We start from the raw sequence: 12,870 nt of genomic DNA, 5'->3' as shown, positions 1-12,870 counted from the left end.
CCGGGCGCTGGTCCGCGTTCGCGAGCTAGTGCGGAATCCGGCTCAGATCGGCGCGGATCAGCATCACGTTGTAGTCGCTCCACCGTGAGGCGTTGAAGAACAGTTCGGGCGTCGACCCGACGACCGCAGGCGACTGCGGTTGGATCATCGGGCCGTAGAGGACGACGGTCCCCTTCTCCACGAGGTAGGTGGGCGCACTCCACGGGCCCTCCGGCCGGTCTGCGGTACGGATGCGAATTCCGTTGTCCCCGTCGAGCATCATGTATTTGTTCAGGTAGGGACTCCACGCCACAGATAGTTCGGTGACGGGCGCCGGCACCACGATCGCCGATCCGTCGTCGGGTACGCGGGCGATGTCGTCCACCCAACCCAGCTGACGACCCGCCCAGTACTGGTATTTCCCGCGCTCGAGGATGTCGCGCGGAGCGAACCGGGAGAGAAAGCCTGCACCGAATCTCCCGTTGGGAGTGCCGAATTGATAGACGTAGTCGCTCTGCGCACCGTGGCCGCGGACGTAGGCGTTCTGTTGGAACTTGCCGTTGTTGGGGTCAGCAGCCGGCAAGCCAAACGGAAGTGCCACCGACACAGGAGAATTCACGAGAAAGGTGCTCTGGGGCGCCGTCCACGTCTGACCGTTGTCGTCGGAGTAGGCGATACCCGAATAGTTGGTCACCCAGTGCCCCGCCGAACCCCAGGAGCGTACCGACATGAAGTTGATGAACTGCCGATGACCCGAGCCCCACGGCAACGAGATCGCCGCGGTCGGGATGGTTGTCACCTCGACCGGACTGAATCCCAGTGCGGGAATCAGCTCGCGGGCATACGTCGGGCGCCCGGCGTCGACGGGACTGCCGGATTCGACATCGCCCGGCACCCCGGGTGGAACGCTCACCCCGTTGCCGAGTGTGGTGTCACGCGTTCGAAGCAGGGTGTTGTGTCGCCACTGTTGGCCTGGCGCATTGCAATCACCGAAGGTGTCGCCAAATGCCATCAGCGTCTGTCCGGACCCGTTGTCCCACGAGATGCCCAAGTCGGTGCCGCTGATCGAGTATCGACTGAAGGTGCGGTTGATGCTGCGCGGACCCGTCACCCATGCGACCGTGCGGGCGCGCGGAGTGAGGTAGACGGGTAGCGGCCCCTGGGTTCCCAGGCCCGGCCGCGTTCCCGATGAGCCCGACGACCCTGCCGATCCAGTGCCGAGCGATCCTGTGCCCAGTGAACCGGTACCGCCCAGCGACCCGGACGCACTCCCGAGATCGGGCAGTGAGCCGTTGCCCGCGTTAGCACACGGCGCTGCTGCCGCGTGTCCCCCACCCGAAACGAGCAGAGCACTCGTCGAGACCGCGACCATCCCGGCGACGAGCAGTCTGCAAGCGGCTGATCGGTGTCGGAGCATGGGTGACGGTCCTCTCGATCAGCAGGGCACAGCCTGCGTGTGACATCTGTGATAGATGTGACTTAAGAGGCCAGTGTGACCCATGCGTATTACCGTTGACCGCCGCAGACGGTCACGATCACGTCTCGGAGCGGGAGAACTCCGACGCTCGCGCCACCTGATCGGCGGTCACGACTCTTCCGGTGTACTTCTCGAACTGCGCCGCCGCCTGCAGCGCGATGACCTGTGCACCGGTGATGAGTCGCTTTCCCGCCGACTCTGCCGCGACGACCAACGGCGTCCGTTCCGGCAGCGCGACCACGTCGAACACGACCTCTGCCGCGTCGATCGCGTCAGCGTCAAACGACTGCACCATCTCATCGGCACCGCGCATTCCCAGCGGCGTGACATTGACCAGTATCGATGCGCCGGGGGCAGGCGCCGTGTCGATGCTGCGATAGTCGTAGCGGCTCGCCAGTGACTGTCCGGCCTCCGCGTTGCGTGCCCACACGGTGAGGTCGTCGAAGCCTGCTCCGCGAAACGCGGCGACCACGGCTTTGGCCATGCCGCCCGAGCCGCGCACCACGACCGGCAGCGCCGGATCGACGTCGGCGATGAGTGTGGCGACCGCCTCGTAGTCGGTGTTCGACGCCGTCAGTCGCCCGTCGTCGTTGACGATCGTGTTCACGGACTCGATCGCTTTCGCGGACGGTTCCATGTGGTCGACGAGCGGGATCACCGCCTCCTTGAACGGCATCGACACCGAGCACCCGCGGATACCCAGCGCACGAACACCGCGGATTGCGCCCTCGATGTCCGTCGTGGTGAATGCCTTGTAGATGAAGTTCAGACCGAGTTCGTCGTAGAGATAGTTGTGGAACCGCGTGCCGATGTCGGAGGGACGCGCGGCGAGCGAGATACACAACGTCATGTCTTTGTTCAGTATCGGCATGGGAGGAACATTAGGCCCCCGATGCGATGTGACAGCGGATCAGCGGAGGTCGTAGCCTCGTCGGGGTGATGAGGCAAAGTCAGGAGGTCGATCACTGTGTCGTGGAACACATATGTGGCACTTGGTGATTCGTTCACAGAGGGGGTCGGCGACCCGGATCACTCCCGCCCGAACGGGCTGCGCGGATGGGCCGATCGTGTCGCGGAACAGCTCGCGCTCGGCAACCCCTCACTGCGCTACGCGAATCTCGCGATCCGAGGGCGGCTGCTCGATCAGGTGATTGACGAACAGATCGACCGTGCCGTGGCACTCTCACCCGATCTGATCACCATCTACGCGGGTGGCAACGATCTGATGCGCGGCTCACTCGACCTCGACGCGATGATGGCACGCTACGAACAGGCCATCGCCCGTCTACGGGCGACCGGCGCGGACGTTGTCGTGTTCACCGCATACGACGCGGGATGGGCCCCGGTGTTCCGGCTCACACGAGGACGCTGCGCCATCTACAACGAACTGCTCCGCGAGATCGCGGATCGACAGGGCGTCCACATCCTCGACTTCTGGCGACTGAGAGGCTATGACGACTACCGGATGTGGGACACCGACCGACTTCACATGTCGTCGATGGGACACACGCGTATGGCAGCCGAGGTGCTGGACCTGATCGGCGCACCGCACGAGATCGACGTGCCCGCACTCGCGCCCGCGCCTACTCCGACACGCGAGGAACGTCGACGCGACAACATCGAGTGGGTGCGGACGTTCCTGTACCCGTGGGTCATGCGGCGTGTCCGAGGGGTTTCCTCGGGCGACGGGATAACCCCTCGCTGGGCCGAGCCCGTCGCGGCCGCCGAGGCACTCAGCTGAGCCGACGCCGATCGCGTAACAGCGGAAGCACGTGATCGGCGAGCAGGGGCGCCAGCGGAACTGCGGGCGCGTCGATGTCGATCCACCTCAGTTCCGCGATCTCGGCTGCTGGTGCGTCGACGAGCACATGGGGATGTTCGAACACGGTGGCCTCGACGAGGTGCCCGGCTTCGTTGGCCGCATCGGCACGGAAGACACCGAGCTCGACGAGGTCGGCGTCGACTAGGTCGACAGACAATTCTTCGCGCGATTCACGCAGCGCCGTCTCACGACGGCTCTCCCCCGACTCGGGTTTTCCGCCGGGCAGCATGAAGCGGACGGCCCCGCTCTTACGGACGGTCAACAGGCTCCCGCCATGATCAACGATGACCACCGCGGCCACCGTGATCACCGGCATGGGCGTACTGCTCGACGTCATCGGCCGCCACCCCGCCCCTGTGACCGCATGATGCGCGCCTCGGACGCTGTCACTTCCCGAAGCCGGCGTCGCGGAGAGCCTGAGCCATCGATCCGTTGAGCGGCTGGGACTCACGACGACCCCTGCCCTGACCTCCGCGTCCCTGCCCGCCACTCTTGTGGTCGCTCCCCTTCTGACCGGTGCGTTTCTGGGCACTACCCTTGTTGCCGCCGCCCGACCGTCCCCGGTCAGCCTGCGCGTTGTTTCGCCCGCGCGCCGCCCCACCAGATTCCTGGCCGTTGCGCGTGTCGGCGCGCCGCGCACCGCGGTCGGCGCCGGGGGTCCGAACCTCATCATCGAGCCGCAGACTCAAGCCGATGCGCTGACGGTCGACGTCGACCTCAACGACCTTGACCTTCACCACCTGCCCTGATTTGACCACCTCGTGGGGGTCGGACACGAAGCGGTTCGCCATGGCTGAGACGTGGACCAGACCGTCCTGATGCACCCCGACGTCGACGAACGCGCCGAAGGCCGCGACGTTGGTGACCACACCCTCCAGCACCATTCCGGGTCTGAGGTCGGCGACCTTCTCGACTCCGGCGGCGAACGTCGCGGTGGTGAACGCTGGGCGCGGGTCGCGTCCCGGCTTCTCGAGTTCGCCGAGAATATCGGTCACGGTCGGCACGCCGAACCTCTCGTCGGCGAGCTCAGCGGGCTTGAGCGACTTCAACGACCGCTCGTCGCCGATCAGCTCGGCGAGTCGGAGTCCCGTGCGGTCGAGAATGCGACGGACCACCGGATACGCCTCCGGATGCACTCCGGAGGCGTCGAGCGGGTCGTCGCCGTCGGTGATCCGCAGGAAGCCGGCACACTGTTCGAATGCCTTGGGCCCCAGTCGAGGAACCTCGAGTAGTGCACTGCGGCTGCGGAATCGACCAGCGGCATCCCGATGTCCGACGATCGCCTCGGCGAGCGCGGGCGTCACGCCCGACACCCTTGCCAACAGAGGTACCGACGCCGTGTTCAGGTCGACGCCGACGGCATTCACCGCGTCCTCGACCACCGCGTCGAGGCTCCGCGCGAGCGTTCCGGGTGTGACGTCGTGCTGATACTGGCCGACGCCGATCGACTTGGGGTCGATCTTCACCAGTTCGGCGAGCGGATCCTGCAGCCGACGAGCGATCGACACCGCACCACGCAACGAGACGTCGAGATCGGGTAGTTCACCTGACGCGTACTCCGACGCGGAATACACCGATGCCCCGGCCTCGCTCACCGTCGCCTTGACCGGCGGCTGCGCGCCGGACGCCTTGATGTCCGAGAGCAGTTCGGCAGCAAGCGAATCCGTCTCCCGCGATGCCGTTCCGTTGCCTATCGCGATCAACTCGACGCCGTGCCTCGCGACGAGCGCGGCCAGGGTGCCCTTCGCCGCGTCCCACTGCTTCTGCGGCTGGTGCGGGTAGATCGCGCAGGTGTCGAGTACCTTGCCCGTGCCGTCGACCACAGCCACCTTCACGCCGGTCCGGAACCCCGGATCGAGGCCGAGGGTGGTCCGGTTACCCGCGGGCGCCGCGAGGAGAAGGTCCTTGAGGTTCTTCGCGAACACCGCGACGGCGTCGTCCTCGGCGCGTTGACGCAAACGCACCCGCGCGTCGACCGCGGTGCTGATCATCAGTTTCGTGCGCCACGCCCACCGCACCGTCGTGGCCAACCACGTCGAGGCAGGTTCGGAACCGGAGAGGTCGACGCCGAGACTCGCCGCAACCATCGCCTGGTACCCCTCGTCGTCGCCTCCGGTGAAATCGACGGCGAGCACGCCCTCCTTCTCGCCGCGCAGCACTGCGAGAACGCGGTGCGACGGCATATCCTCCAATGGCTCGGAAAACTCGAAGTAGTCGCGGAACTTCTGTCCCGCTGCACTTTTCGCGATCTCTTCCGAGCGCGGAGCACTGGTGCACGCTCCCTGACGCCAAAAGGTCTCACGCACCTCGCCGACGAGCTGCGCATCTTCACTCGCGCGCTCGATGAGGATATGGCGGGCACCCTCGAGCGCGGCAGCGGCGTCGGTCACGGCGTCTGAGACGTATTCGGCACCGACGGCAACGGGATCGAGCGACGGATCGGCGAGCAGCCGCTCGGCGAGCGGTTCGAGCCCGGCCTCGCGGGCGATCTGAGCCTTGGTCCGCCGCTTGGGCTTGTACGGAAGGTAGATGTCCTCTACGCGCGACTTGGTCTCGGCGGTCAACAGTGCGTTGCGCAGTTCGTCGGTCAGTTTGCCCTGTTCCTCGATCGACGCGAGCACCGCGGCGCGTCGTTCGTCGAGTTCACGCAGGTAACGCAGCCTCTCGTCGAGCAGACGCAGTTGCGCATCGTCGAGCGATCCGGTCGCCTCCTTGCGGTAGCGCGCGATGAACGGGACCGTAGAGCCCTCGTCGAGGAGCCTGACCGCCGCGGCGACCTGATGCTCGCCGACCTGGAGTTCCTCGGCGAGGCGTGTGTTGACCGACTTGATCCCGGAAACCTTTTCGGATGCACTCGAAGTCACCCGGAGCACCCTACCGAAGCTCGCTGACAATGATCCGTGCGGTGGATGAGTGTGTCGGCGATCCCGTCGTGCGTGCGCATCGATTTTGGTCCCGCGTCACTGCGGCCGCCGTAAGATTCCGTGGTGGAAGATCTCGAGCCGGGGACACCACCGTCGAGACCGTTACCGAGAATCGAGCGCCATGGGATTCCTGATCGGCTTCTCCCCCTGGATCATCTACTGGATTCTGGTCGGCAACTCATCGTTTCGTGTCGCGGTGATCGTCGCACTGTGTCTGGCAGTCCTGGCCGTCGTCGTTCAGCGGCTCCGCCGACAGCCCTGGCACACCCTGGAGATCGGGGCGGTGGTGGCGTTCGCGGTCTTCGCCATACTGGCCTTCACCGTCAGCGACTCCTTTCTGGAGCGCTGGCTGCAGCCGCTCGGAAACGCTGCGATCTTCCTCATCGTTCTCGTCGGCATGCTGATCCGACGGCCTTTCGTCCGCGAATATGCACGCGCGACGGTCACCGACGACGTCGCACGCAGCGACGGGTTCCGCGTGATCACCGCCGCCATGACCTGGATGTGGTTAGCCGTGTTCGCGATCATGACCGTGGTGTCACTGATCCCACCTCTCGTGCAGGGTGACGCGACCATCCACGATGGCGCATCGACGTTGTCGATCATCTGCTACTGGGTGATCCCGTTCACGATCATGGGCGTCGCCGGGACCGTCTCCGGGGTGTTTCCGGCATGGTTCTCCTCCCACACCGATGCAATCGACAAGCGCCAGGCTTCCGCTCGCCCCGGCGAGCCGGTCGCCCAGCCCACAGCACCCCCAGACGAGCTGGATCCACGTGTCGTCGTCCACGCACCGTCGACCAGTCGCCACGACGAACCCTTCTCCATCGGCGTCGACGCACCCGGTATCGCCACGCTCGGCGTCACCGTCTCCGGTCAGGATCTCTACGGACGACTCTGGCGTTGGCAGGGCAGGCTGGCAGGCACCGGACAATCCGTCGACGACATCCTCTGCGGCATGGCATTCACGGGTGAGCCCGATCGCGCCGACCTGTTCGTACCACCGGCAGAACCATGGCAGGTGCGCATCGAAGTGAACGGCGAGCAGCACCGGACGGCGGTCACCCGGCTACGCTCGGCGACGGCCCCCGGCGTGCACGTGACCGAGGTCGACGTCGACGGACGTCCCGGCCTCCTCGCGCTACCGGTAGGCGGGCGCGCTCGTCAGGCAGTCGTCTGTTTCGGTGGATCCGAAGGCGGCTACGACTCACAGCGTGCCGCCATCTCGGCGCTGGCGTCGCGCGGCTTGGTCGCCCTCGCGTACAACTGGCTCGACGCCGACCCCGAAGCAGTCCCCGTCGCGAACATCCCGCTCGAGCGTTTCGCCACCGCGATCTCGTGGCTGGCGGCACGAACGGAGGTTGAATCGAACAAGGTTGTCGCACTTGCCATTTCACGCGGCTCCGAGGGTGTGGCGGCCACTCTCGCGCGCGAGCCCGACCTTCCGGTCAGCGCATTGATCCTGGTCAGTCCAAGCTCGGTGACCTGGCAGGCCATCGGCGCCGGCGGCGAGATACCCGACACCTCGTCGTGGACCCACCGCGGGCAGCCATGCCGGTACGCACCGCTACCCAGCGGAACCCTCATGCCTCAATTGGTCAGCAATGCATGGCATCTCTCCCGCGACATCGCACGACACGAGCCCACGCTGCTGAGACTGGCCCCCGCCTACAGTGCCGGTCTCGACGCGCTGGGACGCAGCAAGACCGCAACCGGAGCGATCATCTCTTCGGAGAACATCCCCTGCCCGATCCTGTGTGTCAGCGGGTCTGACGACCACCTCTGGCCGTCGGAGCAGATGGCCGACGCCCTCCTCGCCCGCCGACAGACGGCATCGGACACACACATCCGCTACGACGGCGCAGGCCACCTGCTCCGGCCGGGGCTCTATCCGTCCACAGTTCAGGTGGTCGGCGGCATCGACCTCGGCGGCCGGCCCCGCGAGCACGGCCTGGCGTGCCTGGCACTGACGGACGAGATCGTCGGGTTCCTAGGTTCGGTGGGCAACGTCGACGCCGTGCACTCAGCGCGGTAACCATCTCGCGCTCAGCGCGGCAACCATCTCGCGCTCAGCGCGGCAACCATCCCGCGCTCAGCGCGGCAACCATCCCGCGCTCAGCGCGGTGACCACCCGAGCGCAGGGCCGAGGTGCTGTGCCATGTCGGTGATGATCTGCTCGTAGTCCTCGGCGTCGAAACTGAACGGCAACGCGAACGCGACCTCGCTCGCTCGCTGAAATCCGGCGTGGGAAAACAGCTTTTCGGCGAGTTGTGCCGAGCTGCCGACGTAGTCCGGCGAGAACATCATCCCGCGCGGACCCTGCGGAGTGAGCGTGCGCTCGAACCGCGACGCCGCGTACGCCTCGTATTTGCGTACCTGCTCAGGCGTGGCCGAGTCCGTCGGAACGACAACGAGACCCTGCGACACCCGCGCCGATGCCGGGTCGGCGAGGTTCGCGCGATACGCGTCGATGTGTTCGGCCTGGATCGTCGCGAAATCGCGCGACGTCGTGCCCTCGGTGGTGACGACCGAGGAGGTGAGGTAGTTGAGGCCATTGCGCGCAGCCCATATCGCCGATTCGAGACCGCCGCCGTACCAGACGCGGTCGGCCAGTCCTTGCGACTGAGGCTGGACCTTGCGTGAGAACGTCTCGATACCGACAGTGCCCTCGAACGAACTGACCGGCTCGCCGCGCAGATGGGACAACAGTCGCAGCACGCGGTTCTTCGAGAAGTCCTCGAGCTCGTGGGTATCCGGGTAGAGAGAGGTCTTGAAATCGTCGTAACGCATCGGAGTCCCTACCGACACACCCGGATTGACGCGTCCGCCAGACAGCAGATCGACGGTGGCGAGGTCTTCGGCGAGACGAAAAGGGTTCTCGAGACCGAGCGGGATCACCGCCGTGCCGAGCTCGATCCGGCTCGTCCGCATCGACGCGGCTGCGAGCATCGCCACCGGCGACGAGATCCCGAACTGCAGGTGCCGATCCCGCAACCAGACGCTGTCGAATCCTAGCTCCTCTGCCGTCTCGATCGTGCGCAATGTCTCCAGATGGCCTGACCTCGGATCGGCCTCGTCGAACCGACCGATGGTGAGAAAGCCCATCTTCCGTAGTGGTTCACCCTCGCGCGGCATCGTGCCTCCCATCGTGATTCTGATCTCGTGTCAGTGATACCCCGCCCGTCCGCTCTGCGCGGCCTCGGACGTAGCCGCTGAAACGAGGTCTGGCCACGACGACGTGACCATTGCCGACTTTCGCTCACCGGTAGCGAAAAGTCTGCGCGGACAATTCCCCTCCGTTACGGTGCCGGGAATGACCAGATGTGCGACGCCCCGTTTGCGCCACCGGCTGCACCTCCTACCGACGGCGATCGCCCTCACCTGCTGCCTCGCAGTCGGCGCAGTGACCGCCCTTCTCCCGGCCCGCTCAGCAGCAGTCACCACCGACGTCTACGCACTGGCAAACAGGTGCGTTCGGCTCGTCGACCCGAATGGCAAGGAGGTAGGCGCGGTATCGGCCCCGTTCACGGCCAAGGCCGCGGGACTCGGCAACTTCCTTTTCTACGGACGGGACGGTCGTCTGCTCACCGCAGCCGCAGCGAAACCGACACTCGTATCTGCTGTCAGCCCACGCGCGCAGTGGAATGTCACCGGTGGCGGGCGTGACTTCACGTTGACACCCGCGGTCTCGGACAGCGGCGGCGCGCACAACGTCCGCCTCACTCCCGCGACAGGATGCCGGGCGTTCCCCGAACCCGAGATCGACGTGACCGGGCCTGTCATGCGCGGCACCGATCCGCACGGCAACCTCCGCGGTTTCGTCGATTCCCACGCGCACCTGCTCTCCGAGCAGTTTCTCGGCGGAGAGCTGCACTGCGGCAAGCCGTTCGACCCGCTTGGTGTGACCGTCGCACTCCGCGACTGCCCCGACCACGAGCCCGAGGGCATTCCTGCGGTGTCCGAGCAGGTGCTGTCCCGTCCCGGCCCGCACGCAACCGACGGCTGGCCGACCTTTTCGCAGTGGCCGAGGTGGGACTCACTGACCCACGAGCAGACCTACTACCGCTGGATCGAACGATCGTGGCGATCAGGTCTACGCATGATCCAGAACTACTACGTGCAGAACCGCGTCCTGTGCGAGAAGTACTGGCGCGGCGATCAGCCGTGCGACGAGATGGAATCAGTACGTATCCAACACACGCTGCTCCACCAACTCGTCGACTACATCGACGCCCAGAACGGCGGCCCGGGAAAGGGTTTTCTCCGGATTGTGTCGTCGGCCGCTGATGCGAGACGCGTCATCGCCGACGGCAAGGTCGCCGTCACGCTCGGCATCGAGATCTCCGAACCGTTCGGATGCCGTGAAGTCTCCGGGCGTGCACTGTGCTCACGCGCAGACATCGACCGCGGACTCGACGAACTGAAGTCCATGGGCGTACGCCAGGTGATCCTCACCCACAAGTTCGACAACGCGCTCGGCGGGACACGTTTTGACCAGGGCGCCACCGGAGCGGCGGTCAACACCGGCGAGCAACTCGCCACCGGTCACCCCTGGCAGGTCGAGAAGTGCCGCACCGCCGAGAAAGACAATCCGGTCCTCGGGTATCCGCGGGATCGACGGTGCGACGTGCGCGGACTCACCGACCTCGGCGCCTACGCGGTCGACGGCCTCATCGACCGCCACATGGCGATTGACATCGATCACTTCAGCGCGAAATCCGCCGAAGCGGTCCTCGACATCGTCGCCGGGCGTGACTACCCGGGAGTGATCTCGTCGCACACTTGGACCGACCCGCACAACTACCGACGCATTCTCGACGCGGGCGGGATCGTCGGACTCTTCGCAACCCCTGCCGAGGCCAGGACTGGCGAAAAGGGACGCCACGGCGATCTGCCACCCGATTTCCTGTCGGCGTGGCGGGTTCTCCGCGCGCAACGCAGCCCTGACCACTTTTTCGGCGTCGGCTTCGGTCCGGACATGGGCGGACTCGGTGCGCAGGCACACCCTCGACCGTCGGCGGCACGCAATCCGGTGCGGTATCCGTTCCGCGGCGCAGATGGGGTCACCGCGATCAGCAGGCAGGTCTCCGGGCAGCGGGTGTTCGACGTGAATGTCGACGGCACCGCCCACTACGGTTTGCTCCCTGATTGGATCGAGAGTCTGCGCGTCCAGGCAGGACCCGTCGACGGACCGCGCGTCGTCGGAGATCTGTTCGCCGCGGCCGAGGCCTATACCCGTATGTGGGAACGAATCGAGGCCTACCGTGAGTGACCGATCGAACACAGCACCCGACCCCGACACGATCGGTCGGCGAACGCTGCTGTCGTACGCGGCAGGCAGTGTCGGTACCGGCGGATTCGGCACGCTCCCAGGACTGGTACTCGCGTACTACCTGACCGATACCCTGTCCGTCGCGGCGACGGTGGCCTCGGTTGTCGTGGTCGCCCCGAAGATCATCGACGTGCTGGTCAATCCGCTCATCGGAGCCCGCTCGGACGCCCGCGCGATACGTACCGGGAGTAGACGGGCGTTCATGTTGTTCGGCGCCCTGGCCCTTGTTCCGTTGTTCATCCTGATGTTCCTCGTGCCATCGGGCGCGTCACCTGCTCTCGCCGCGGTGTGGGTGTTCGTGTTCTTCTCACTTGCCGCTATCGCCTACGGCTTTTTCCAGGTGCCCTACATAGCCCTGCCCGCCGAGATCACCCGCGATTACCACCAACGAACGCGACTCATCACCACCCGGATTGCAGTACTGGCTCTCGCGATACTTCTGGTTGGTGCGGGCGGACCCGCGGTCCGCGACGCCGCGGGCGGTGGTCACCTCGGCTACGCGGTGATGGCTGTCGTTGCGGCACTTGTCCTCTGCGCCGGGATGGTCATCGCTGGGTTCGGCGCCGCGCCGCGTGGCGGGGCCACGGACATCTCGACGCAGCAACCCCGCCATGCCCGACTGCGTGACGGGCTGACCGCGTTGAGCGAGGTACCCGACTTCCGACTCCTCGTCGCGCTGTTCGTCGTACAGGCACTCGCAAGCGCGGTGATGCTCGGAGGTGCACAGTACGTCGCGACCTATCTGCTCGGCGATGCGTCGGCGCTGACATACATGTTCGTCGCGCTGGTCGGACCGGCACTGATCGTGATGCCGCTGTGGTACCGACTGGGCCGCCGATTCGGAAAGGTAACCGGATTGGTGCTGGCATCGGCGTTGTTCGTCGCCGCGACCGCATCGTTGTCGATCGCGGTCTGGGCCCCGGGATGGTGGATGCTCGTGTCCGTGGCCGTCGCCGGCATCGGATACGCGGGGATGCAGGCGTTCCCGCTGGCGATGCTCCCCGACATCATCGACACCGATAGACGTTCGACGGGCCACGATCGGGGAGGAGCGATGTCGGGCGTGTGGACAGCGTGCGAGACCGTCGGCCTTGCCCTGGGGCCCGGGGTGTTCCTGGTGATCCTGGCATTCGGCGGGTTCGTGTCGTCGAGCGGTGATGCCGCCGTCGCGCAACCGGATTCGGCGCTGACCGCCATCGCGCTCGCCTTCTCGGTGGTCCCGTCGCTCCTCGTCGCATGCAGCCTGCTACTCCTCCGCCACTATCGCGACCACACCACCGCCGGGCTTGTCCCGGGTCGACCGACCGCAACCAGACACCTCGCACAGTGACCCGTA

Annotated in this window: 9 protein-coding genes; 4 read left to right on the top strand and 5 right to left on the bottom strand. The window is 66.0% G+C overall.

The annotated features are described in order from the left end of the window. Positions 1-25: 25 nt before the first annotated feature. Both GOACH_RS16125 and GOACH_RS16120 read right to left on the bottom strand, forming a co-directional pair. Entirely contained in the window at positions 26-1,396 is a 1,371-nt protein-coding gene (locus GOACH_RS16125) for a glycoside hydrolase family 183 protein (RefSeq protein WP_040518974.1), read from the bottom strand. A 118-nt stretch (positions 1,397-1,514) separates the two neighbouring features. Then, positions 1,515-2,327, bottom strand: a complete 813-nt coding sequence (locus tag GOACH_RS16120) for a shikimate 5-dehydrogenase (RefSeq protein WP_005176916.1) — start codon at positions 2,325-2,327, stop codon at positions 1,515-1,517. 96 nt (positions 2,328-2,423) lie between these two features. Between GOACH_RS16120 and GOACH_RS16115 the strand changes: the two genes are divergently transcribed. Further along, positions 2,424-3,197: an SGNH/GDSL hydrolase family protein gene (locus GOACH_RS16115; protein WP_005176914.1), complete on the top strand. Its 774-nt coding sequence runs from the start codon at positions 2,424-2,426 to the stop codon at positions 3,195-3,197. On the opposite strand, the gene GOACH_RS16110 is transcribed toward GOACH_RS16115, so the two are convergent. Continuing rightward, a complete protein-coding gene (locus GOACH_RS16110) occupies positions 3,190-3,615 on the bottom strand; it encodes an NUDIX hydrolase (RefSeq protein ID WP_085950622.1) in 426 nt (141 codons plus the stop codon). The two genes, GOACH_RS16115 and GOACH_RS16110, sit on opposite strands and share 8 nt — an antisense overlap. Positions 3,616-3,664: 49 nt before the next feature. Next, positions 3,665-6,142, bottom strand: a complete 2,478-nt coding sequence (locus GOACH_RS16105) for a Tex family protein (protein WP_005176910.1) — start codon at positions 6,140-6,142, stop codon at positions 3,665-3,667. A 181-nt stretch (positions 6,143-6,323) separates the two neighbouring features. On the opposite strand from GOACH_RS16105, the gene GOACH_RS16100 reads away from it, so the two are divergent. Further along, positions 6,324-8,237 carry an acyl-CoA thioester hydrolase/BAAT C-terminal domain-containing protein gene (locus GOACH_RS16100; RefSeq protein ID WP_005176909.1) on the top strand — a complete coding sequence of 638 codons (1,914 nt, stop codon included), beginning with the start codon at positions 6,324-6,326 and terminating at the stop codon, positions 8,235-8,237. 80 nt (positions 8,238-8,317) lie between these two features. On the opposite strand, the gene GOACH_RS16095 is transcribed toward GOACH_RS16100, so the two are convergent. Next, the gene (locus tag GOACH_RS16095) at positions 8,318-9,337 is read right to left on the bottom strand and encodes an LLM class flavin-dependent oxidoreductase (RefSeq protein WP_040518994.1); all 1,020 of its coding nucleotides are present in this window, start codon (positions 9,335-9,337) and stop codon (positions 8,318-8,320) included. A 178-nt stretch (positions 9,338-9,515) separates the two neighbouring features. Between GOACH_RS16095 and GOACH_RS16090 the strand changes: the two genes are divergently transcribed. Continuing rightward, on the top strand, positions 9,516-11,474 hold the full coding sequence (locus GOACH_RS16090) for an amidohydrolase family protein (RefSeq protein ID WP_005176907.1): 1,959 nt from the start codon (positions 9,516-9,518) through the stop codon (positions 11,472-11,474). Continuing rightward, a complete protein-coding gene (locus GOACH_RS16085) occupies positions 11,467-12,864 on the top strand; it encodes an MFS transporter (RefSeq protein WP_005176903.1) in 1,398 nt (465 codons plus the stop codon). Before GOACH_RS16090 ends, GOACH_RS16085 begins: the two co-directional genes overlap by 8 nt. The last annotated feature ends 6 nt before the right edge of the window (positions 12,865-12,870 follow it).

This window comes from Gordonia aichiensis NBRC 108223 (genome assembly GCF_000332975.1).
GTDB lineage: Bacteria > Actinomycetota > Actinomycetes > Mycobacteriales > Mycobacteriaceae > Gordonia > Gordonia aichiensis.
Note: the sequence above shows the minus strand (reverse complement) of the source record. Positions and strands in the feature narration are given on the sequence as shown.

Excerpts from the sequence above, each read along its gene's own strand:
- GOACH_RS16125 (WP_040518974.1), bottom strand. The coding sequence starts at position 1,396 with ATGCTCCGACACCGATCAGCCGCTTGCAGACTGCTCGTCGCCGGGATG.
- GOACH_RS16120 (WP_005176916.1), bottom strand. The coding sequence starts at position 2,327 with ATGCCGATACTGAACAAAGACATGACGTTGTGTATCTCGCTCGCCGCG.
- GOACH_RS16110 (WP_085950622.1), bottom strand. The coding sequence starts at position 3,615 with ATGACGTCGAGCAGTACGCCCATGCCGGTGATCACGGTGGCCGCGGTG.
- GOACH_RS16100 (WP_005176909.1), top strand. The coding sequence starts at position 6,324 with ATGGGATTCCTGATCGGCTTCTCCCCCTGGATCATCTACTGGATTCTG.
- GOACH_RS16095 (WP_040518994.1), bottom strand. The coding sequence starts at position 9,337 with ATGCCGCGCGAGGGTGAACCACTACGGAAGATGGGCTTTCTCACCATC.
- GOACH_RS16090 (WP_005176907.1), top strand. The coding sequence starts at position 9,516 with ATGACCAGATGTGCGACGCCCCGTTTGCGCCACCGGCTGCACCTCCTA.